At 55.1% G+C, this 22,736-nt stretch carries 19 protein-coding genes; 7 read left to right on the forward strand and 12 right to left on the reverse strand.

From position 1 onward, the window contains the following. Positions 1–987 precede the first annotated feature (987 nt). The 7 genes from K1V27_RS18295 to K1V27_RS18325 all read left to right on the forward strand — a co-directional run bounded on the left by K1V27_RS18295 (position 988) and on the right by K1V27_RS18325 (position 10,581). Entirely contained in the window at positions 988–1,323 is a 336-nt protein-coding gene (locus tag K1V27_RS18295) for a TraR/DksA family transcriptional regulator (protein ID WP_258931505.1), read from the forward strand. A gap of 30 nt (positions 1,324–1,353) precedes the next feature. Next, a complete protein-coding gene (locus K1V27_RS18300; RefSeq protein ID WP_258931506.1) occupies positions 1,354–2,946 on the forward strand; it encodes a peptide chain release factor 3 in 1,593 nt (530 codons plus the stop codon). A 766-nt stretch (positions 2,947–3,712) separates the two neighbouring features. Continuing rightward, positions 3,713–4,789 carry a thioredoxin fold domain-containing protein gene (locus K1V27_RS18305; protein WP_258931507.1) on the forward strand — a complete coding sequence of 359 codons (1,077 nt, stop codon included), beginning with the start codon at positions 3,713–3,715 and terminating at the stop codon, positions 4,787–4,789. Positions 4,790–5,388: 599 nt separating this feature from the next. Continuing rightward, entirely contained in the window at positions 5,389–7,425 is a 2,037-nt protein-coding gene (locus K1V27_RS18310; protein ID WP_258931508.1) for a TonB-dependent receptor plug domain-containing protein, read from the forward strand. A 170-nt stretch (positions 7,426–7,595) separates the two neighbouring features. Further along, positions 7,596–8,711 carry an iron ABC transporter substrate-binding protein gene (locus K1V27_RS18315; RefSeq protein WP_258931509.1) on the forward strand — a complete coding sequence of 372 codons (1,116 nt, stop codon included), beginning with the start codon at positions 7,596–7,598 and terminating at the stop codon, positions 8,709–8,711. A gap of 2 nt (positions 8,712–8,713) precedes the next feature. After that, entirely contained in the window at positions 8,714–9,787 is a 1,074-nt protein-coding gene (locus K1V27_RS18320; RefSeq protein ID WP_258931510.1) for a FecCD family ABC transporter permease, read from the forward strand. Beyond that, the gene (locus K1V27_RS18325; protein WP_258931511.1) at positions 9,784–10,581 is read left to right on the forward strand and encodes an ABC transporter ATP-binding protein; all 798 of its coding nucleotides are present in this window, start codon (positions 9,784–9,786) and stop codon (positions 10,579–10,581) included. The genes K1V27_RS18320 and K1V27_RS18325 overlap by 4 nt, the downstream gene beginning before the upstream one ends. Positions 10,582–10,678: 97 nt before the next feature. Here the strand turns inward: K1V27_RS18325 and K1V27_RS18330 are convergent, their stop codons facing one another. The 12 genes from K1V27_RS18330 to K1V27_RS18390 form a co-directional block, all read right to left on the reverse strand. Next, a complete protein-coding gene (locus tag K1V27_RS18330) occupies positions 10,679–10,966 on the reverse strand; it encodes a hypothetical protein (protein ID WP_258931512.1) in 288 nt (95 codons plus the stop codon). Between the two features lie 68 nt (positions 10,967–11,034). Continuing rightward, on the reverse strand, positions 11,035–11,739 hold the full coding sequence (gene dfsP / locus K1V27_RS18335; protein ID WP_309574028.1) for a DUF166 family (seleno)protein DfsP: 705 nt from the start codon (positions 11,737–11,739) through the stop codon (positions 11,035–11,037). A gap of 32 nt (positions 11,740–11,771) precedes the next feature. Further along, on the reverse strand, positions 11,772–12,809 hold the full coding sequence (locus K1V27_RS18340; RefSeq protein ID WP_268815316.1) for a DUF1573 domain-containing protein: 1,038 nt from the start codon (positions 12,807–12,809) through the stop codon (positions 11,772–11,774). A 99-nt stretch (positions 12,810–12,908) separates the two neighbouring features. Further along, positions 12,909–13,619 carry a cytochrome c biogenesis CcdA family protein gene (locus K1V27_RS18350; protein WP_258931515.1) on the reverse strand — a complete coding sequence of 237 codons (711 nt, stop codon included), beginning with the start codon at positions 13,617–13,619 and terminating at the stop codon, positions 12,909–12,911. Positions 13,620–13,681: 62 nt separating this feature from the next. Then, on the reverse strand, positions 13,682–14,035 hold the full coding sequence (locus tag K1V27_RS18355; protein WP_258931516.1) for a four helix bundle protein: 354 nt from the start codon (positions 14,033–14,035) through the stop codon (positions 13,682–13,684). 60 nt (positions 14,036–14,095) lie between these two features. Further along, a complete protein-coding gene (locus tag K1V27_RS18360; RefSeq protein WP_353740621.1) occupies positions 14,096–14,452 on the reverse strand; it encodes a thioredoxin family protein in 357 nt (118 codons plus the stop codon). A 105-nt stretch (positions 14,453–14,557) separates the two neighbouring features. After that, a complete protein-coding gene (locus tag K1V27_RS18365) occupies positions 14,558–17,623 on the reverse strand; it encodes an efflux RND transporter permease subunit (RefSeq protein WP_258931518.1) in 3,066 nt (1,021 codons plus the stop codon). Next, positions 17,620–18,738, reverse strand: coding sequence for an efflux RND transporter periplasmic adaptor subunit (locus K1V27_RS18370; protein WP_258931519.1), 1,119 nt, complete (start codon positions 18,736–18,738; stop codon positions 17,620–17,622). The genes K1V27_RS18365 and K1V27_RS18370 overlap by 4 nt, the downstream gene beginning before the upstream one ends. Next, positions 18,735–20,120, reverse strand: a complete 1,386-nt coding sequence (locus K1V27_RS18375) for a TolC family protein (RefSeq protein ID WP_258931520.1) — start codon at positions 20,118–20,120, stop codon at positions 18,735–18,737. Before K1V27_RS18375 ends, K1V27_RS18370 begins: the two co-directional genes overlap by 4 nt. A 23-nt stretch (positions 20,121–20,143) precedes the next feature. Then, positions 20,144–21,640 (reverse strand): lytic transglycosylase domain-containing protein, encoded by a 1,497-nt coding sequence (locus tag K1V27_RS18380; RefSeq protein ID WP_258931521.1) that lies wholly within the window; start codon positions 21,638–21,640, stop codon positions 20,144–20,146. A gap of 53 nt (positions 21,641–21,693) precedes the next feature. Further along, a complete protein-coding gene (locus K1V27_RS18385; protein WP_258931522.1) occupies positions 21,694–22,044 on the reverse strand; it encodes a hypothetical protein in 351 nt (116 codons plus the stop codon). An 85-nt stretch (positions 22,045–22,129) separates the two neighbouring features. Further along, positions 22,130–22,591 carry a MamS/MamX family magnetosome protein gene (locus K1V27_RS18390; protein WP_258931523.1) on the reverse strand — a complete coding sequence of 154 codons (462 nt, stop codon included), beginning with the start codon at positions 22,589–22,591 and terminating at the stop codon, positions 22,130–22,132. Positions 22,592–22,736: the final 145 nt, after the last annotated feature.

Here is a 22,736-nt window from a genome sequence, read left to right on the forward strand (position 1 = left end):
TTCCTTTCTATATTAGAATAGCGACCTGGAAGCCTGCACCAACCCTAGGCCACATGATCATTTACCGCTTTACTTTAACTGATGGCTGCAAGGGTCAGACATTGAATTTGGCAGCTCTAAAAGAGGTCCAAAAGCAAGACAGTCGTCTCTTTGACCGGGTCAAAGCGCTTTAGCCTGATTGGTGTCTTTTAATTACACTTGCCAAACGATGAGACCGGATCTCCGAAGAATCCGGCAGAGATGACCGTCGGGAACTTATCTCTTACTCAAGCAATGCTTCATGGTGGCATTATAAACAGATTTTGCATGATCGTATTAATAGCAATTGCCGCAAATGATGTCAACCTTTGTGGCACCATAGTGATGCTGACATGGTCATCGTTAACGTGTTGTTTGCTATCGACCGCTGTTTGAATGATCAGTTTGCCTCTTGACCACAGCCGGTTTTTCTTTTAAAAGTTGGCATCAATTAACAAATCGATGCAGCGGCCTTTGGGCAAGTAACGATCGTCTTATAGACCAGAGGCCGCCCCATTTAAGAGGATGATGGCAGTGAATTTATTGCAGCAAAGACAGGCCGATCGACCGTCAATTTATCTGCCAATGATCCATCCATTGTATGGAAATCCACCCTGATTGAAAACGCTGTACGCAGCGGGCGATTGACCCGCCTTATCGTCCTCTCTCATGTAACAGTGAACGGTGATCGTTGAGCAGTGAGCAGATAGAGTGTTGCATTGTTGCCACCGGCCTGGGCAATGAGGATCAAGGAAGGACTTTATCGGCAGCTCGCCTAAAAATCATTGATTCGAACCGGCGCCCTTCGGAAACACTGAAATTGGATATTGAATCAACTGACTAGATCTTTCATCCGGTATTCGATAGCCGGCATCTGGAAAATCGAAGTTCTCAACTATTTCTTAACTATTCATAACGGGCCGACAGCACGTTGAACCGGACTTATTTGAACACTTGCAGGAGGAGACGATGGAAGAAGAAGAAAGAAGAGCAGTCGGTGAATTGATCGCTAGTGGAATAGAGACGTTAAGAGAACGCATTGCCGAAATGGAGGATGCGGCCCGACCGGTCTCTCCCGACAACGCTATCGGCAGGCTCAGCCGGGTGGATGCCATGAGCAGCAGACAAATCAGCAAGTCCACCTTGTTTGCATTGAAATCCAAGCTGTCCAGGCTGGAGTATTTGTCGGAAAAGATAAATGAGCCCGATTTCGGAATGTGCGCAAGGTGTGGTCGGCAGATTCCGGTCAAGCGCTTGATGGCCATACCGGAAACCACCATGTGCGTGCAGTGTGCCGCCGGTTGATAGGAAGAGAAAAGAAAGGAAGGATTTTAAGTGGAAGTAGATCGATCGTTCTCAAACGAGGTGGCTCGGCGCCGCACCTTCGGGATTATCAGCCACCCTGATGCCGGCAAGACAACCCTTACTGAAAAATTGCTTCTGTTTGGCGGGGCTATCCAATTAGCGGGAACCGTCAAAGCGCGCAAAGCTACTCGTCACGCCACCAGCGATTGGATGGCCATCGAGCAGGCGCGCGGCATATCCGTCACCACGTCGGTGATGAAGTTCAACTATCGGGATTATGAAATCAATCTGCTCGACACTCCCGGCCACAAAGATTTCTCGGAAGACACTTACCGGGTTCTCACTGCCGTGGACAGCGCTCTCATGGTGATCGACAGCACCAAAGGAGTCGAGCACCAAACCGAGAAATTGATGGAAGTCTGCCGCATGCGCAACACCCCAATCATCACCTTTATCAACAAGTTGGACCGTGACGGAAAGGACCCCCTTGAGCTTCTGGATGAAATCGAGGATAAGCTTCAGATCGAGTGCACCCCTTTTTCCTGGCCGATCGGCATGGGCAAGAATTTCAGAGGAGTCTACAATCTTTATCACCTGCAGCTGCAACTGTTTGCGGCCGGAGCCGATAGGGGCAGAAGCGCGGAAACGGTGATCACCAGCCTGGATGATACCCGCCTTGATGAACTCCTGGGAGCGCAGGCCGACCTGTTGCGCGAAGACGTGGAGCTGCTTGAAGGGGCGGCGGAACCATTTGACCTCGAGCAGTATCTGAATGGGAATCAGACGCCGGTCTTTTTTGGCAGCGCCCTCAACAACTTCGGGGTGCAGGAACTGCTCGATGTCTTTGTCGAACTGGCGCCTGCACCCGGGCCCCGATCTACCGTTAGCCGACAGGTCAGTCCGCTTGAGCCGGAATTTTCCGGATTTGCCTTCAAAATTCAGGCGAACATGGACCCGGCCCATCGGGATCGGATTGCTTTTCTGCGGGTCTGCTCGGGCAAATTCACCCGCGGCATGAAGGTGGTCCATCACCGCACCGGCAAAGTGACGGCGCTCAACAATGCCATTATCTTCATGGCCCAGGACCGAACTAACGTGGAAGAAGCCTATCCGGGGGATATCATCGGCATTCACAATCACGGTACCATAAAAATCGGAGACACGTTCACCACCAAGGAGTCCCTTGAGTTCACCGGCATTCCCAGTTTTGCTCCGGAGCATTTCCGCCGGGTGCGCCTGAAGGACCCCCTGAAGGGCAAACTGCTCAAGAAAGGCTTGACCCAACTGGCCGAGGAGGGAGCCATCCAGGTTTTTCAACCTCTATCGGGCGGTAGCGCGATCCTGGGGGCGGTCGGAGAGCTCCAGTTCGATGTGACGGTGGCCCGTCTTCAGTCAGAATACGGAGTGGATGCCGACTATGAGCCTGCCGGCTACGCTGCGGCCCGCTGGGTGGCCTGCGAAGATAAGAAGAAGCTGCACGAGTTTGAGCGCAAACAATATTCCGATATGGCCTACGACGCCGAAGGCCATCTGACCTACCTGGCCCCCAACGAGTGGCGACTCGGATTTGTCATGGAAGACTGGCCACAGATCTCATTTCGCAAAGCCCGCGAACACCACTGAAGGTGTACTCAAAGTTTTGCACGAGCCATTTTAAAGGTGTCAACAGCCAAGAATCGGTGATGTGTTTCCAGGCTCATACAAGACCATCATTGCTAAAACGGACCCGCACCTGATAAATATTGATAGGCATGGGGCGTGTTTCATTAACAAGTTGCTTTTTCGGCAAAACGTGAATAGTAATAGTCCCACTATGGAATGGATATCTATTGGCATGAGCGACAGAAAGCTGATGACCGTTATAGCTCTTCTCCTGGTTCTAAGCATCGGGTTTGGCGGTACATGCACCGGCTATTCCCGGTATCTTGGCCAGGAACCGCAAAGAGAGAGCATAAGCTCGCAGACCGACGCGGGACCGGCTAATTCAGGACCTTGCAGGGCTCAAATGTGTAAGGCCGCCAACAAGACTCTGTATGTGATCACCGATTCTTACTCAGGGCGAATGGAAAGAGGCGCATCGCACTGGCTGGAAGGGGGCAGCGCCGGGCAGCTTTCGGAATCGCTCCGGGCTCTTTCTAATGGACGCCCCATATACGATCGTTGCAAAGACCCCTCCTCCTGTTTCCCACCCGTTTTCCTCATAACCTGCTCTTTTCTTTGTTAACTCCTGCCCGGTTTGGACCGGATATGCTTTCGGCCAGGTTGCGGTTTGCTTGCGGTTCCATCAGCGGCGGTTGCCCGATCATCCGACGACTTTTTCACAGACCTGTCAGTACGAGCTTTTGACCCTGCTTACAAAATTCAATTATTGGTTGAAAGGAGAAACATCTTGAATTCGATTGCTAAAAAAAGGACTCAAAACGCGATCATTCACCCTGAGGTAACGAAGGGTGAACTGCGAGTTGGCAATACTCATGCTTCGATACACAAGTCCGAACCTAGGGTGACCATGCCGCCCGTTTCTGAGACGTTGTTCGAACCTTTTCGAAACAGGCTGTTTGGTCTCTGCCTGTTTGTCCTTCTTCTCTTCTTGTGCTGCTTTGGTGCGGCGTGGGCCTCAGCTCCGCTGACCGTGGACGAGAAGTATCCGCACCTGGCTACGGGGATACTCAGATTTGCTGAGCTCGCACCTCTGGAGGATGAGACTCTGCTGGCAGCAGGCGATCTGAGCATCAGCCGCGAGGAGATAATGAAAGCGGTCAACAATGAAGATGCATCCCTGCGCCGACAGCTGGAATCAAATCTTTTTTTCGTTTTGGAGCAGGAGGCCGCCCGGCGGGTTTTGGTGAATGAGGCAAAAAAGAAGGGTATTTCGGCCGCGGGCGGGGATGATAATCGGGCAATTCAGGCATTGTTCGAGAGCGTTGCCGGAGATGTCTCGGTATCGGATGAAGAGGCCGAAAGCTTCTATCGCGCCAACAAGGAAATGGTCGGCGGAGCGCCGTTTGAACAGGTGAAAGACGGTATTCGGCAATATCTGCTGCAGGACAAAAGACAGCAGGCCGTCACTGCCTACGTTGAATCGTTGACCAAAACGCTGCACATACGTGTGAATCAAAAGTGGGTGGAGGCGCAGAACCGAATGGCCATGGACAATCCGGTGGACAAGGCGCGAAGCTCGGGAAAGGCCACCATGGTGGAATTCGGGGCCGCAGGTTGCGTCCCCTGCGATAAGATGCAACCGATACTGGATAAACTGCGCAAGGACTATCCTGAAAAATTGAATGTGGTGTTTGTCCATGTGCGGGAAGAGCAAATCTTGGCTGCCCGCTACGGCATCCGCTCCATTCCCGTGCAGGCGTTCTTTGATGCCGACGGCGAGGAAGTGTTTCGGCACGTGGGCTTTTTTCCGGAAGAAGAGGTGCTCAAGCAGCTTTCCCAAGTAGGCGTCGCAAAACAAGAATAGCAAATCGTTGCGATCAGGAGCGTTGATTAAGTAATGGCCATTGAATGGGAAGCACACCTGTAAAAACGTTTGACAAACTAAGTGTATTTTTTTATATGTGCATTCGTGCACAATATTTTACTCCGCGTTGATTCATGCCGCATCATGAAGATGTGAACGATAGAAGCTTGGAAGAGCGATCAAACTGCTTATTTTGGCCCGGGAGCTCGGCAATTTAAGTAGCTGGATTTAAGGCTGGCAGGCTGGTGAACGTTCCGGATTAAGATGAAATCACCCGCCGGCAGCTGGTTTTGGTAACATCCCCTGGCGCAATCAGTGATTTAAATAAGGCCACGAAGGTCTTTTGGGAAAAGTCCGAAAGATCTCGTGGCCTTTTTTTTGACCGCAACGGGTCAATCGGCGCTTCCCCGGATTATCCGCGGAGGCCGATTGCTCCATACCCATTATGCCACGAGTGACGCGGCAGGGTGATGACAGGGTCGGCACACTCCGCGAATGGTTGAGGAAGCATTGGGGAGTCGGGAAGAGGTGATTTGATCAGTGGCCGAAGGTTTTGATGGAGTCGCATTTCTGTATGTTGCCGTAGAGAGGTGAAGACAATGAGAAAGCAAGTATTGCTTCTTGTGTTTATGTGTTTTGCGGCGGGTGTTGCCGCGGCGGAGGAAAAACCCTTGAGTCTGGAAGAAATTGTCGTATCGTCCACACGGACGGAAACATCGACCTTTGATGCGACCCAAAGTGTGACGGTGATCACTGAAGAGGAGATCATGGCATCTCCTTTCGAAAGGGTCGAGGACATCGTGCGCAGCATGGCGGGCATGTACAACTTCAGGTATTACACGCAGCAGACGAATGGCATTCAGAGTCCGCTGATCCTTCGCGGGGCCGGCAAGAATAAGGTGCTGCTGATGGTGGACGGCGTTCCGCAAAATGACAATTTCAACAATGCCGTTGCCTGGGTGGCGTGGGGGCACATACCGAAGGAGGCCATCCAGAGGATCGAAGTCGTCCGCGGCCCGTCATCGGCGCTTTACGGGTCGGAGGGTCTCGGGGGCATCATTCACATCATTACCAAAAAGCCCGCAAAAGAACGCAAGACGCATGTGACGGGCATGACGGGGACAGGCGACACCTTCGGCGGCTCGATGTTCCATTCCCAAAGCGTCAAAGACTTCGGTCTTCTGGCTACCGGCGGCTACGAAGGAAGCAACGGCTTTTTCATGGATGATCCGCTTGAGGACTTCAATACCAGGCGCTATCGCAATGTGGGGCAGGTGCTCGCCAAGGCGACCTATGATGTCGATCCGCATTCTAACCTGGACGTTTCAGGCATATACTACGAACATGACATGGGCAAGGGACGGGAGTTTTTTTATGACGAACTGGAGCTGGACCAGTACTGGCTGACCTACACCCGGCAGTCCGGCAGCCTTGGGTTGAAAGGTCTCGTCTATCTCAACCGCTCCGATAAAACCGCCTATCAAGATACGGCCAGCGATGACTATTCGTCTCTGTCTCGGATAGAGAACTACCCATCCACCTACACTTGGGGCGCCGATCTGCAGTCGAATTTTCAGCTTGCAGAATGGTCAAGCTTGGTTGTCGGAGCAGCTTATAAGAAGGTCTCATGGGGGTACGACGAGGATTATACAACGAGCAGCCGCGATGCCGGCGCAGAAGGCCAACAGGACTTTGTATCACCCTTTGTGAGTGCCGATTTTCGGTTTTTCGACGATCGCCTGATTGCAAATATCGGAGCGCGCTACGACTGGATACAAAACTCCGATGGGAAGAATTGGGACACCAAGCCGGAGGGGGGCATCACTCCGTATGATAACAGCTATGATTCCAGTGTTTGGAACAACTTTTCGCCCAAAGCCGGCATCGCTTTTCACCCCGACCAGAAAACCACGCTGCGGGCCTCAGGTGGAACAGGGTTCCGCGCACCCAGCCTGTTCGAGCTTTACAAAGTGCATGTGCGCAGCGGCGGCACCTATTATCGATATGCAAATCCGGACCTCGATCCGGAAAAGATCATTTCCTACGACATAGGAGTGGAGCGGTTCCTGCTGAATAACCTGATGGCTAAGCTGACCTTTTATCAATCGTTTGCCAGTGATTACATCGGCGACAAACTGGTCAAATACTACGAGAAAAGCGGCAAGATCTACAATGAGTATAAAATCGAAAACATTGATAAGGTCGATATTTACGGCATTGAGCTCGAAACCGAATGGAGCCCCAGAAACGACCTGACCCTGTTCGGCAACTACACCTACAATATCTCCAAGATCAACGAAAACAAAGATGATGAAAATCTCGAAGGCAATTATCTGACCAATGACCCCAGGCACAAAGTGCACCTCGGAATCTGGTATAAGAATCCCAAAATCGTCAATGTCTACTTCCTGGCAAATTATTATGCCGACATCTTTTTTGACACTGAAAACACGCAGAAGGTCGGGAATTTTTGGACCCTTGATTTCTCGCTTTCAAGGAAGCTCTTCGAACGTTTTACTCTCGGTCTTGACGTGCAAAATCTTCTCGACAAAGAGTACCTTCTATCCACGGGGAGCAATCAGGACACCATTGCCCCGGGCAGGATCATCATCGGCAGGGTGAAGGTGGAATTCTGATCGGCTTACCGCGGGTCGGCGCCAACGTGTTGCTCCAAAGCCTTTCGCCCTTAGTTGCAGAAGGGTAGACGGCGTGAACAGCTTAAACCCAGGTAAAGGGAAAAGAAAAGATTGTGAATACACCTGGCAGATTCTCTTTGGGCGATCGCAACCGGATACCTTTTCGGATCATGCTTTATTCGCTTCTGACCGCGGCCGCCTTGGTGTTTGTGCTATTGCGGCCTGGGCTGAGCTGGTCCCAGGAGGTGCGAACTATCACCGATGCAGCGGGGAGGGTGCTGTCCATTCCGCAAAAAGTGACCCGGGTGATCTGCTCGGGGGCCGGGTGCTTGCGCCTGCTGACTTATTTACAGGTTCATGATCGCATCGTAGCGGTGGACAGCATCGAGCTGCGCGGCTCACCCATCGATGCCCGGCCTTATGCCATCGCCAACCCGCGGTTTAAAAACTATCCCTTGTTCGGCGAGTTCCGCGGGTTGGACAATCCCGAGCTGATCGCCGGCCTTGATCCGCAACCCCAAGTGATCTTTAAGACCTTTGTCGGCACGGGTCAGGACCCGGATCGGGTTCAGGTCAAAACGGGCATTCCCGTGGTCACCTTGGAATATGGCAACCTGACTTACGGCAGGCAAAAGTTGAACCAGTCGCTGCGCCTGATGGCTGCGGTCATGGGTGTGGAGCGACGTGCCGAGGAAGTGATTGCCTATTTCGACGCGTTGGAGGGGGATATCAGAAAACGGACCGGTGATGTTCCGTTGAGCAAACGACCCTCATGCTATATCGGCGGACTCGGGCAAAGCGGACCGCACGGGCTGCAGTCCACGGAGCCGTCCTTTGCCCCGTTTGTCTTCACTCACGCAACAAATGTGGCCGCCGATCTTTCTTCTCGACAAAAGCTTCTGTCCCATGCCACGGTGGCCAAAGAGCAGATTGTGGTCTGGGACCCGCAGGTGATCTTTGTAGACGTCTCCACCATGAGGCTCGATCCGAGCGCCAACGCCCTCGACCAGTTACGCAGCGATCCGGTCTACCATTCTCTGACGGCCGTTCGAGATGATCGGGTTTACGGCTTGTTTCCTTACAATTCCTACAACCAGAACTTCGAGGCAGTCTTTGCCAATGCCTATTTCGTGGGCAAAGTGCTTTACCCCGAGCGCTTTTCCGACCTTGATCCCATGGCCAAAGCCGAAGAAATCGCTGTCTTTCTCAACGGAGGGCAGGCGTTCGAACAATTAAACCGGGAGTTCGATGGTCTGGCCTTCAGCCGGATACAGATAGGGTATTAGTCATGTCGCATTTGGATCATGGCCGGCTTCCGGCTGGATATACGGCCTATGTGAACCGAAAAGTCTATTTTATTCTCGGGCTGCTGCTTTTTACCATCTTCCTCCTGGTCACAGCCATATCCGTGGGGGCGGTGCATGTACCGGTGGGCGAGGTGGTGCGGGCCTTGACGGGCATGCCGACGGAGGCTCGCGCCCAGGTCATCATTTACAATATTCGCCTGCCTCATGCGTTGGCGGCGCTGCTGGCAGGTTCGGGATTGGCGGCTGCCGGGGCGGCCATGCAGTCGATACTGCGCAACCCACTGGGCTCCCCTTTCACCCTCGGTCTGTCCCAGGCCGGGGCTTTCGGTGCTGCTTTTGCCGTCATGCTGCTGGACGCGGGCACGATGCAGTCCACCCAGGTGAGCGCGGTAACTATCGCCAATCCTTATCTCACCACCCTTTCCGCCTTTCTTGCGTGCGTGCTTACCTCGCTGATCATCGTCGCCATCGCTCGCATTCGCGGGGCCAGCCCCGAAGTCATGGTTTTGAGCGGGGTCGCTCTGGGGGCGCTTTTTTCCGCCGGCACCATGTTTTTGCAATATTTTGCCGATGACGTGCAGCTTGCGGCCATGGTTTTCTGGACCTTTGGCGATGTGGGCCGGGCGGGCTGGCGAGAAGTGGGATTTATGGCGGCGGCCGTGGCTGCCGCGGTGATTTATTTCGTGTTCAATCGCTGGAACTATAATGCCATCGATGCGGGTGATGAAACCGCCCGGAGTCTTGGAGTGCAGGTGGAAAGAGTGCGCATGGCGGGTATGATCATCGCCTCCCTGGTGACCGCTTTCATCGTCTCATTCTTGGGAGTCATCGGATTTGTGGGACTGATTTGCCCGCACATCGTGCGGCGCATCATCGGCGACGACCATCGTTTCGTGCTGCCGGCCTCCTGCCTGACCGGCGCTGTCCTGCTGCTGGCCTCCGATACGGCAGCCAGATTGATGCTCGCCCCACACGTTCTTCCCGTAGCCGTGCTCACTGCTTTTCTGGGCGCCCCTGCTTTCCTCTATCTGCTCATTCAAAGACGGAGCCGATGATGCTGGCGGTTAAGGATATCCGGATTGGGTATAAAGGTGGCGGTCTGGTCCTCGATGATTTGGAGTTTAATCTCGGTCGCGGCCAATTATTGGCAGTTCTGGGACCTAATGGTGTGGGCAAGACCACTCTGCTGCGCTGCATCAACGCCATGATCAAACCCTGGGCCGGCAGCGTGCTGGTGGAAGATGCCAGTGTTTTTCACATGACGGCGGCAGAAATTGCCAAATACCTGGGCTATGTGGCTCAGCGCAACGAAGCCGGACGCATGACGGCCTTCGATGCAGTACTCCTGGGGCGCAAGCCGCATCTTCGCTGGAGAGTGAGCCGGGAAGATCTGACAAAAGTGAGCGCGGTGCTGCACCATCTTGGACTGGAACATCTGGCGCTGCGGCACATCGATGAGATGAGCGGCGGCGAGTTGCAGAAAGTGTGCATTGCCCGCGCATTGGTGCAGGAGCCACAGGTGCTCCTTTTGGATGAACCCACCAGCAGCCTGGATTTGAAGAACCAGCTGGATATCCTCGGCACCATCCGCCGGGTGGCCAAACAGCACGGGATCGCCGCCGTGATGACCATGCACGATTTGAACCTGGCCTTGCGTTTTGCGGACCGTTTCCTTTTCCTGAAACACGGCAGAGTGTTCGCCTGCGGCCGACCGGACCAGGTCACGGCGGAAATGGTGCAAGCGGTATACGATGTGCAGGTAGACGTTCTGCATCATGATGGGCAGGTGGTCGTAGTGCCTGCCGCCAACGCATCGACTTCAGCTAAAAGATATTCTGACCGGCCCTGATTCAAATGCCGGTACCTTTAGGTGCTGCCGTCGCCGTCACAGCACCGGTTGGGTGAGGAGACTCTTGCGTATTTGTTTTGTGTCCCAAACAGCTTGTCTACTCGGCCGAAGGGTCAGCCAGCTTAACTACGATCTCTTCGATTACTTCTGTGATTTTCTTGTTATTGAGGCCCCGAAGTCCAAGCGTGACGAGAACTTGCCGAAGGTTCTTTCTATCCTCCCATTCCATGGATTCGAGCAACACACCAAAGGGGAGAGCTTGATAGAGCGCCTCTCGATCACCGGGTGAGTGCAACAGATGACCTGCAAGAGGGCTCCCAAGCCGAGCTTGCCGATAAAGGCATTGAACCAGTTCGGGAATGGGTGCAAAGTTGATGGCGCGCAAAGCCCTTTGCAGGTATTTTGCAGATTCCCCTCGAATCAGAAACCTCCTGCCGGCTTATGAATTGCCAGTTAGGTTAATCGCCCCTGAGCCGATATTCTATTTTTTTCAAGGGCACTCAGCAAGGCAGCCTTATGCACTTCCCCTGCAAAATGAACGGGGCTTTTACCGTAAAGCGGATCCCAGCCCGCCGGGTCGGCCGAACAGAAGTACTGAGTTTCCAGCCCGATGCGGGTGGCGGCTTCCTCCAACGGCCAGCCGACAATTCTCGCCGCAGCTTCTCTGGTTGCGCCGCAGGGAGCCCCCCGCAATACCTCCACACGATCAATTCCGCCATTGGAGACTTCCGCTGCAAGCTCCGGGGCGCCAAATCTTTCGCCGTAGGTTCCCAGGCAGACCTGCCTGGAGAGTCCACATCAAGTTGGCGGCTTGATGGCCCACTTGACTCGATGTTTCTTGCCCGAGGCGACTATGGCGATTTTCAGAGATTCACAGAGTTTTGCCAGGTCGAGGGAAAGGTCCGGGTGCTTGAGAAAATCCAGCACCAGGTCGGCCTTCAAATGCGTGGGTAGGTACTCATCGGATTCATCCAGGATCGGAGGCAAAGGAGAATCGATGGAGATGATCTCCAGTTTTATCAGCCCGTCTTTCTGTAACCTTAGTTCGTGGATCTTTTTTTCACCACTGCCATTCTGCTGAAAAACGACTATTTTTTGAGGCATTCGGTTCAACCTATCTTCCTGAGTAGTAAGCAGTGAGCGGTGAGCTCTTTTCATTGGTCTTCGTAATCAAACGGTTCGGCCGCGCTTTAAAGATTGACGATGTGCACTTTGATTTCCTCTTTCTCTCCAGGCACGTCGGTTTCCACCCGGATAATGGTTTCGGTCCTGGTGCCGGCAGAGATATTTTCCATTCTGGGTTTGATTTCCAGCACAAACCCAGCCTGCTCATACAAAGGTTTTTGCATGACTTCAAGCAGTCGCTCATCATAGCTGATGCGGGTGATCTGAAAGGATTCGCCGCGGTTGTTTACGATCACTACCTTGCCCGATCGCACCGGTTGCTGCGGGTTCGGTTTCCCCACCGCCACCGTCGGCGGTTTTACGGCAATTGTTCCCTCGATTCTGCCATTCACCCGAACGATAAGCTCCGGCTTTTCGGGGTGATCGGTAAGGACCTTGATGAACCCTGCATAATTCCCTTCTCTGGATTCATTTGCGATGATCAGCCGGTAGCGCCTGCCGTCCTCTAAAGTTTCCATCCGGTAGGAGACGTTTCCCTGCAAATTGTCTTCGGTTTTTTGCACATGAAACGGCTCCGGGTTGGCGATCAGCTCGACCGTTGCCGGCGCCAGTCGCTCTGCCGCCCCCTGGAACTGCACATAACGATTGGGGCGAACCGCAATGAGCGGCTTGACCGTTCCCTTCATGGTTAAAACGGTGCGCTGGTTGTGAGGATCATTGCACATCACGGTGGCTGTTTTGCTCACCGGACCCTCGTAGCCTTTGAGCTTCACCCGCAAAGTGATCTTTCCCTCGCCTCCGGGAGGGACGGCCCTGTCAAAATGGGCCACAGCGCAGCCTCACCCGGGGCGCACCTGCTGGATTTGCAGTACTTGGGTGCCGGTGTTCCTGACCACAAAGTCATGGGCGACTTCGCCCGTTTCGGAGGCTTCGCCGAAGTCGAACTGCGTTTCCGGCAACTGCAGGGTCGGACCTTGCCCCGTGTTTGCCGAACCGAGCTTGGTTTCGGGCTGGGCAGCCTGCACCTGTGCATCAGCCCAGAACCCTGTCGCCAATAACAGAAGGTACAAAGCAATACAGCTTTTGAAAGTGCGAAAAATCATTCCTTCCTCCAAATCTGTGAGTGAGCAGTGATAGCGAAAAAATCCGCAGGTTTCTGACCTATCTTCTGCTCACTCATCACTGTTCACCGCTCACTGTTTTCATGCAATTCCAAAGATCGGCCGCAGGATGAAATAAATCCCCAACAGCCCGATCACGGCCCCGGCGCATTTTCTAAACCACATTCCGCCCTCATTGAAGGAGCTGCTTTCCAGCAGCTTTTTCACCGTGGCGGTGGAGCTTCCGGCAATAACAATGGGAATGCAGTGGCCGATTCCGAACAGCACGATCAACAAGATACCCGTCACGATTTTTTGCTGAATGGTGATGATGGCAAGAATCGGCGCAATGAAACCGAATGTGCAGGAGCCTGAAAGCACCCCGTAGGCCAGTCCGAGGACAAAAGCGCCGATCCGTCCCTTGATTTTGATGCGGCCCAGCAGACTGCCCGACATGGAGCACTTGGCAAGTCCCAGCATGTCAACGGCCACCCAAATGAGGACCGCCCCCACCAGGATGGTAAAGTAAGGCCCCACATCGCCCAGCATGCGGCCAAGCAGTGCGCAGATGATGCCCACCAGGGCAATGGTGATGAACAATCCAATGGTGAAAGCCGCAGCATAGTGAACGGCGTGCTTTGCCTTGAGCGCCTTATCCTGCCCTGCCACATAGCCCACGATAAGCGGAATGGAGGCGAGATGACACGGGCTGAACACCACACTTACCATCCCCCACAGAAAACACCCCACTGCGGCAAGGATCGTACCGGCCATCATCCACGAGTTAATGGTCAACAAAAGCTGATCGAACATACATGACTCCTCGTTCAGTGAGCAGTGAACAGTGATGAGTGAACAGTTCACGGATCACCTCTTCACTGCTTAACCTTGAGATATTTGATGAGGCCCACGGTCATCTTTCTGACCCTCTCAATACTCGTTTCCAGGGCAATCAAAGCTTCAGTGAATTGGAGCTCTTTTGCCAGAATGTACTGAGTATCGAGCTCAGCTATGGAGCCCGAAGTGATGTGCAAGAAATGGATAAACTCCTTGTCCGTGGCCCTTGCCGCACCTTCTGCTATGTTGCTCGCGATCGATACCGCCGACCGCCTCATCTGGGAAGTCAGCCCGTACAGTTCAAATGGGGGGAAGGTTGCTGTCAACTCATAGACGAATTTGGCCGGCTCAATCGCCTGCTTCCAAACTTCCAGCTCTTTATGAGTCGGCATTTCCCACACCCTCACCTGACTGGCATTACTTATTCACCATCACTGCTCACCGTTCACTGCTCACTCCACTCCCAATTTTCGCAGCTCTGCAACAATGCTTTCTTTATCCATAAAGCCTTCATGGCGATAGACTTCTTTCCCCTCCTTATCATAGAAAATTTGCGTCGGGATTGCCCGGATGCCATATTTCGGACCCTGCTCCCGATGCTTCCAGACATCGATAAAGACAATGGCCGCCTTGCCGTGGTACTCTTTTTCCAGCTCTTCCATGATGGGCGCCATCATCTTGCAGGGGATGCACTCGGTGGCGCCGATATCCAGCATCGTGACCATGCCTTTGACCGGTACGTCCGGAATACCACCGGAAGAAACCGCCGCCGACGGGGCGCTTCGTGGTTCTTCGTTGCTGCAGGAGATGAGCGCACCGCCAAGCAGTGCGATCAGGAAAACAAGAACAAGTAAGGCATGAAAATCAAATTGCTTTCTCACCAATACCTCCGTCAAAGGGTTTTTGATTTCGACTTAGGCCGAGCCGCTTCTTGAAAAAGCCACATACAGGCACGGCATAAAAAACAAGGCAACCAGCAGCCCCATGCTCAGACCGCCGATGGCGGCAACCGCCATGGGCTGGAGCATATCGCCGCCTTCGCCGAGGTTCAAAGCCAGCGGGATGAACCCGACCACGGTGGTCAAGGTCACCATAAGGCGCGGGCGCAGGCGCACTTTTGCCGCCTCCAGAACCGCTTCAACCGAAGCGCTGCCCCGTTCGCGCAATTCTTCGGCAAGGACCATCAGCAGCACGCCGCCGTTGATGGCGGCGGCCACCACCACCAAGACTCCGATGATAACCGTGGCCCCGATCGGAAGGCCCGCAAAATATAAGGCATAAATCATACCCGCCAGGCAAAACGGGGCGCTCACAAGGATCAATGCGGGCAGTTTCAAGCTGTTGAACTGCACCGCCAGTACTACAAAGGCGAAAAACACGGCAAAGCCGAAAATCATCAGAATAGTTCGGGTCATCTCGGTCATCATCTGGGCCTGACCGCCGTAGGTTACTTCATAACCTACCGGAAACTCAATGGCTTGCATAGCGTTCTTGAGCTCGGAAAGTGCCTGTCCGACGCTCACCCCGGCGGCGTCGGTCCTTACGATCACTTCTTTCACCTGATTTTCCCGAATGATCTCCACCGGGCCCACGGCGGCACGAACCTCGGCCACATCGCTCAGCCGCAGGTAGCCGTCCTGAGCGCAGTTGAGGATTAACTGCTCGAGGTCATGCTGCGAGTTGATTTTTTCTTCGGGAATCATCACCCGCACGTTGTAGAATTCGTCGCCATCGCGATATCGCGTTGCCACAGCCCCAGATACCAGGGACTTGAGCGTCCCGGCCACATCGGCCATGGAGACCCCGAGCTCGGCGGCCCGCACCCGATCCGGGATCACTTTGAGCTCCGGCTTTGTCATGTCCAGGGACACATATACGTTGGCGAAGTGGTTTGAGTTTTTGATCGCATCCGCGGTCTGACGGGCCAGTTGAAACAGTTCATCCGTCCTTTGTCCCTTGATTTTGACTTCGATATCCGCTTCGCCCATCTTCCGCAACCCCTTGATTTTGGCCTGCATGACCATCACTTTGCCGCCGGCGGGGGCCGCGCCCGCCAGTGCTTTGCGCAAACGCTTGATGTAGCTCTGGGTGCTCAAATTGCGGGCGGCGCGCGGCGCCAGCTGGATGTCGATCTGGCCCTCATTGGCGATTTCATAGGTGTAAAGGCCCCACACTTTGCCGCCGGCCAGAGTAAAATAGCTTTCAATCAGCGGGTCGTGAGCGAGCTTTTGCTCTATCTGCGTCAGCACGCTTTCCGTTTGCCCAACCGAAGTGCCGGTGGGCAACTTCACCTTCACCATCACCCGGCCGTCGTCCACCTGCGGCAAGAATTCACTGCCGACTCTGGGCGCCAACAAGACGGCCCCGCCTAAGACGCACAAAAATAAGGGAATAACGAACCAGCGAGCTCGCAAGGTCAAACTCAAAAGAGCTCCGTACGCATTGGTGACCGCATCATAAAAGCGCTCAAAAAGATTCTTGCGATCAGTTGTCTGTTGCAGACCACCCGTCAAAAAGTCGGTCAACATGGGCGTCACGGACACGGCCACCACAAGGCTCACTACAACGATTCCGGCGATCACCAGGATCAACTCCCGGAAAAGCAGGCTGGTTAAGCCCGGAACCAGCAGAAACGGCACGAAGAGGGCCAGGAAAGCAATGGTCGCGGCAAGGATGGCCGATCCGACCTCTGCAGTCCCCGCGATGGCCGCTTTGGCAGATGTGTCCTGTGGGTTCAGCTGCTTCAAACGGGTGATATTTTCCAGCACCACAATGGAGTTGTCGAGAACCACACCGATTGCGACCACCAACCCCCCCAGTGAGAAAATATTGAGGGAGAAGCCGCCGAGCTTCATGAGAGCAAAATTGAGCACCACCGTGACCGGCAGTGCCAGGAGCATCACCAGCGCATGGCGCCAGCTCCCCAGGAATAGGTAAACCACCAGAATGACCAAGACAACGGCTTGGGCCGCTGCGCTGCGCACCCCGTTCAAAGCCGCCGTCACGTAGTCGGCCTGGTTTTCCACCGTGCCGAGCTCGATTCCTGCCGGCAGAACCGGCTTGAGGTCACGAATTCTTTGGTCCACCGCCTGTGCCACCTCTACGGTGTTGGCATCCGCCTGCTTGAGGACGCTCAGCTTGACGCACGGCTGCCCACCCAAACGAGTGATCACCCGCACCTCCTCATGGCCGTCTTTGATTTCGGCGATGTCGCGCAGATGAATCTTTGCCTCCCCGTTTCGGGCCAGCACAATCGAGCCGATGGATTCGACCGACTGGTATTCACCCATGGTGCGCGCAATGTATTCGTGCGGGCCGGATGTAACGCGGCCGCCGAATTGCTCGATGTTTTCTTCCTGCAGCCGTTTGAGCACGGCGGGCAGCGAGAGGGAATATTTTTCCAGGGCGTCCGGGTCCAGATGAACGCGAATTTCTCTTTTAAGCCCGCCGACGATCTCGGTCCCGGCTACTCCGGCAACAGACAGGAGCTGATCCTGCAGCCACTGGTCGGCCCAGGTGCGCAGTTGCACCAGGTCCCATTGATCGGACTTTACCGTCAGCTGCACCACCGGAAGCTGGCTTGGGTCGGCTTTGATGACAATGGGCGGATCGATATCCTTGGGTAATTGCCGGGCCACCCGAGCCATAGCCGCCAGGGCGTCCTGGTAAGCCACATCGATGTCGATGCCGTATTTGAAGTTGGCAACCAAAGTATACATCCCCTCGATGGAAGAGGATTCCAGGTAGTCGATCCCATCGACGGTGGCCATTTGCCGTTCGATGGGCTCGGCCAGGTTGGTTTCGATTTCGTCCGGAGTGGCCCCGCGCCACCAGATATGCACTTTGATCATGGGATAGGTCATGTCCGGCAAAAAGTTGACCGGAAGCTGCAAAAACCCATAAATGCCAAGCACAATCAGAGCGACGGTGATGACGCTGGTGGCGGTGCGGCGATTAACCGCGGCCGGCGTGACTTTCATTTGCTGCCTCCTTTATCAACGCGAACGGCTGAGCCGTCTTTAAGTTTTTCATGCCCCGCCACGATGACCTGCTCCCCAGGATCGATGCCTTTCAGGATCTGCACTCTGCCGCCGGCCTCAATGCCGGTTTCGATTTTGCGCAAAACAGCCTTGCCGTCCTGAACCACGAACGCGATGCGGCTCTCATTGGGAGAAATCCTTACCGCTTCAACGGGAACCACCAACGCTTGCCGGACTTCCTCGAGCACCACTTGCGTTCGGGCGAACATGCCCGGAATCAAATCGATGGGATCCTGGATAGAAACCTCCACAGTACGGGTGCGCATACGGGTATCCAGCTCCGGGTAAACCCTGCTGATCTCCCCTCTGAAACGCTTTTTCGGATAGGCGTCCAGCTCCACCCGTACCGGCATTTTTTCCCGCACCACCGTCGATTGCCCCTCCGGCACCGCCAGCTGCACAGCCAGGCTGCGCGGATCGTAGATTTCAATCAGAGTGGCCCGCGGCGTCACGTAATCCCCATCGGCGACTAAGACTTTGGAGACCACGCCGGCCCAGGGAGAGGTGATGGAATAGTCTTCGGCGCTCTCTTTGGCCTTGGCGAACTGGGCCCGGGCGTTTTCGTATTTTGATCTGGCGGTATCCAGTTGAGCCCCGGGGATCGCCCCGTTGTCCACCAGCTGTTTGACCCGCGACAGCTCTTGCGACTGCTCACTCAACGCCTGCTGCGCCGCCGCCAGCAGGGCCTCTGCGCCCCGGCTGCGGCCGATCACCACAACCTGCTGGCCGGGCTCCACCCGGTCTCCTTCCCGTACTCGACAGTTTTGCACGGGTCCTTCTACCGGGGCGGCAAGACGCGCGATCTTGGTGGCCGTAACCGAGCCGGTGAGCTCCAGAGTGCGAGATATGGCTTCCGGCTGCGCCGGCTGCGCCACGACCCGCGGAAGGTCTTTGGGCGGCTGTCCGGCAGTGTTGTCTGGTGCCGCGGCCATGGACCCATTAGCCGGTTTTTCCGACTGGTCCGCCGCAGTGGCAGGGTTGTAGAAATATATCCCAATGCATCCAATCGCTATTAAAAGAACCAGCAACATTATGGGGAGAAGCCATTTTTTCACGAGAGTTTTCCTCCTGTAGCCAGCTTAAGTCGGGCAATGGCGCTGCGGAAATCCGCCAGTGCCCGATAGTAGCTGGTTTCCGACTGCAGCAGAGCCGACTGTGCATCCAATACGTCGACGATCGCCCCCATGCCGAGATCGTATTTCATCCGTTCGATCCGCAGGCTCTCTTTAGCCTGTTCGATGGCCTTTTCCACCGCCTTCACGCGTTCGCGGTTGGATCGCACGTCCAACAGCGCCGTCTCGACTTCCTGGCGAATCTGCAGCTCAAGCCTGCGCAGCCGCTCCTGGGCGGCCGCAAGCGCGGCCTTTTCTTCGTTGACTTTGGCCACAACGCGGCCGCCTTCAAACAACGGGATGCTCATTCCCAGCCCTACGGCGCCCGCGTCTTCTGCGTCACCCTTGAAATCGGCGCGCAAACCGTATGCTCCCAGCACCGATACGGTCGGCCAATGACCTGCCCTGGCGATGTCGACCCGTCGGGCCTGCGCCTCCAGCCTGGATTTAGCCGCCTGATAATCGGGCCGGTCCTGCAGGGCGGCGGCAAGCAACCGGTCGGCGTCATAATCCACCGGCTCGAACTGGAGCTTACCCTCGAAGGAAAGTCTCTCCGAGCGATAATCCAGCCCCAGCAGATTGGCCAACACCCGTTTCTGGATGGCCAGGACGTTCTCTTCCCGCACCAAGCTCTGTTTGAGGTCGGCTTGCCGCACCTCGGTGCGGAGCAAATCGACCTTGGCGGCCTTTTGCACAGCTAAAAGCTCGGCCACCTGTTTGTGATTTTCTTCCATGGCCTGCATGGAAAATTCGATGGAGCGCAGCACCTTGCGCTGCCCTAGGATGGCGTAAAAGGTGCTGGAAACATTGAAGATCAGCTCGTCTCGGGTGCGCGTCAGGTTGCCTTCCTGCGCCTGGCGCAGTAGCTCCGCGGCGCGAATCTCGTTGGTGATGCGCCCGCCGGTAAAGATTGGCAGTCTCAACACCAAATCCTGGCGCACAATCTGATCGTCGAAATCACCCGGCTCGCCGTTGTACCGAGTCGGAATCAACCTCTGATTGTCGAGATATTGCGCTACATTTGCCTCCACACCCAGGCTGGGCCAGCGAGAAGCTTGCGCCTGCTTGACGCGGGCGACCGAGGCGGCCACATCCCAGTCGCTTGCGGCCAGTTCGGGATTGTTCTGCAATGCCGTTTCTATACAGCGATCCAGGGTCATTTCCCCGCTCAGCTCCAGCGGTTGAGTATGCTTGGGGGAAGGAACCGGAATTTCTTCCTGGAGAAACCGAAGATCCTCAACCGGCACGCCGGAATTGGTTGGGTGAACCAGCGCGCAGCCGCCGGTGTAAAGAAGTGTAAACAGGGTCAACATGATCAGCTTCATCGGTTAGGTCCTCAAGTTCTCTTTCAGCTGTCGAAGTGGGATTCGGCAACGCAGATGGTGAGCACCCTGCCGGTATGCAGGGTTTCTTCAGGTTTCAGTGTATTGTGAGTCAATATCTTGTTCAGACTGGTTTCAAAGCGCCTGGCGATGGACCAGAGTGTGTCTCCGGCGCGCACTTTGTAGGATGCGAGTCGGCAACGGTCCGCTGAAGCAGGGTTTGATACTGACCTCTGCTTGCGGGCAGAAGCAGCTACTGCTCTTTTGCTCAGCAAATTAGCAAAAGACTTGCGGCTCGCCACGTTCTGAGAGCCGCTCAGGGGGATGCGGATGGTTTTTCCTGCGACGAGAGGGTCCGCCAAACGCATGCGATTGAAGGCGGCCAAAAGCGAAGCTCTGCTGCCGAACTGCTTTGCCAAACCATATAATGTATCGCCGCGTTTGACCTTGTATGGAACGGCTGCGAAGGCTCCGGGCGTAAGCGACAGGTTGGAAAGCCTGGCCGCCGCCAGCTTTCGTTTTGCAGCCGGCACACACAGCGCGTAGCGTTTTTGGCCGGGCGGCGTCGCCCCGTTGCAGATCTCAGGGTTGTGAGTCTCAAGCTCTGCCACCTCGATGTCCACCTGTTCGCTCAGCCAGGCGAGGCTGATGCCACCCGGCACGTTAATGGTTGCGCAGGCTGCGGTGCACTCCTCGGGGTCAAACCGAAACCCGAAACGTTCAGGCTGGTTGATAATCCGAATGGCGGCAAGGACTTTGGGCACATAGTCGCGGGTTTCCTTCGGCAGGGAGCCGTTTTCGGCAAGCTCCCAAAAGGTTTCGAAGCCGGTTGCCTCCAGAGCGTCCTGTACCCTTTTTTCACCGGCATTATAAGCAGCGAGAGCCAGAGGCCACGATTGGAAGGTGTCGTAGAGAAATGACAGGTATTCCGCCGCGGCCCGTGCCGCCTTAAAGGGATGCCGCCTCTCGTCGATCCACCTGTTCTGGCGTAAGCCAAAGCGCTTGCCCGTTGCCGAGATGAACTGCCACATCCCCACCGCATTGGCGGGGGATTTGGCCGTTGGCGAAAAACCGCTTTCCACCAACGCAACATAAACCAGATCCGGGGGCAGCCCCTGCTGCTGAAAAATTTCGCGCGCCTGTTTGACATAAGGTCGTGCTCGGTCGAGACAGGCTTGAAAAGACTTCGGAGTTTCCTCCACATGGTGGGCAACCCACTCATCGATTGCTGCATGATTGGGAATGATGAGCTGGGATTTGGTGGCGGAAGTCTCTTGCTGGGAAGCATCGAGGTGCATTTTGGGAACTCCGGTTGTGGGGGCTTCAAAGGGGTGCAGGGACGCTGCAGGCTGGCTCACGGTTGCCGCTTGCTGGAGGGGAAGGGTGCTGCAGCCAACCAGCAGCGTGACCGTGCACCCCCAAAACGGCAGTTTGAGAAAGCTGGGAGGTATCTTGGCTTGTAGTTTCCCGATGCGGTTCAATCTCGACCATAGTAACTCCACAAGAAAAATTACGTCCGCCATGAATCGACTTTTTCCCCTCCCGAGTTAGTTTTTTGCTCCCGCCTCATCCGATTTCAGCCGGGATTTTTTTGTAAAAGACCCTCATATCGTGGTTTGATATGATGTCGGCGTTTCCAGGCTGTGTTGATTTCCTTCTTGAGCCATTCGAGAATCCTGTCAGCTTGGAATTCATCGTCGAGGTTGCTGATAAAAATGGTGCGTGACTGGATCTCAATTACCTTGCCGGCTGTCTTTAGTCGCAAAGAGGGAGGATCCCTGGTGTACTCCAGGCCGCCCAAAATCGCGTTGACATACGGCAGCGCCTCGCCGACGTCCTCATTGAGGCTCACAATACATGTAAGAATTCTCTCCTGAGGCTCACCGCGGCTCTCAACGATTTCTTTTCCATAACTTGTGAGAAGCATGAGAAGTCGCCTCTCGCCGTTGTGGCACAGTGTGCAGACCGTGCCACAACATGCAAAGGGAAGCGCGGACTTTCGCCGAGGCGTACTAGCGTCGCCGCCATCCGCTCCAGACGGGAAAGCCGCTGTCGTCCCGCAGTTTGAGCACCTTGTCGCCTTTCACAACCTCGGCGGCAATGATGGCCGGTTCTCCTTCAAACGTGATTCTGGAGCCCTTCACCGCGATTTTGTCGTCGGGGGCGATCGGGATATCCTGGTTTTCGATGAACCAGCCCGGACCGAGATGGACCGAGATGGTTTCCTTCTCTGTTTTCAGCAGCAGATGCACGCCGTAGGACGACATGCCGCGCATGGATGACGTCTCATCCACACTCACCACCTCACCACTGATGGTCTCGACGGTCTTCGGATCGTACATCCGGTTGTACTGGCTGCCGGAACCCCAGCCGCCGCTGCCTCTCCATTTCATGCCGCGCTGGGCAAAAGAATCCGCGGCCCAGAACAGGCTCAGGAGAGATATGAAGGTCACAACAACTCTCGCTTGTTTCATGGAATTTTCCTTTCCTTACTAAAGCGACATGAGGAAACGAGGCGCCATTTATCGCGCAAGCAGTGTGCTGCATCTGAACCCTGTGGCTCCTGCCGCCCCATGTCGCTTGTTCCCGATTGAGGTGAGCCCTGCCGGCAAGCGCGCA

The organism is Desulfoferrobacter suflitae, from assembly GCF_022603395.1.
Taxonomy (GTDB): Bacteria; Desulfobacterota; Syntrophobacteria; order Syntrophobacterales; family Syntrophobacteraceae; genus Desulfoferrobacter; species Desulfoferrobacter suflitae.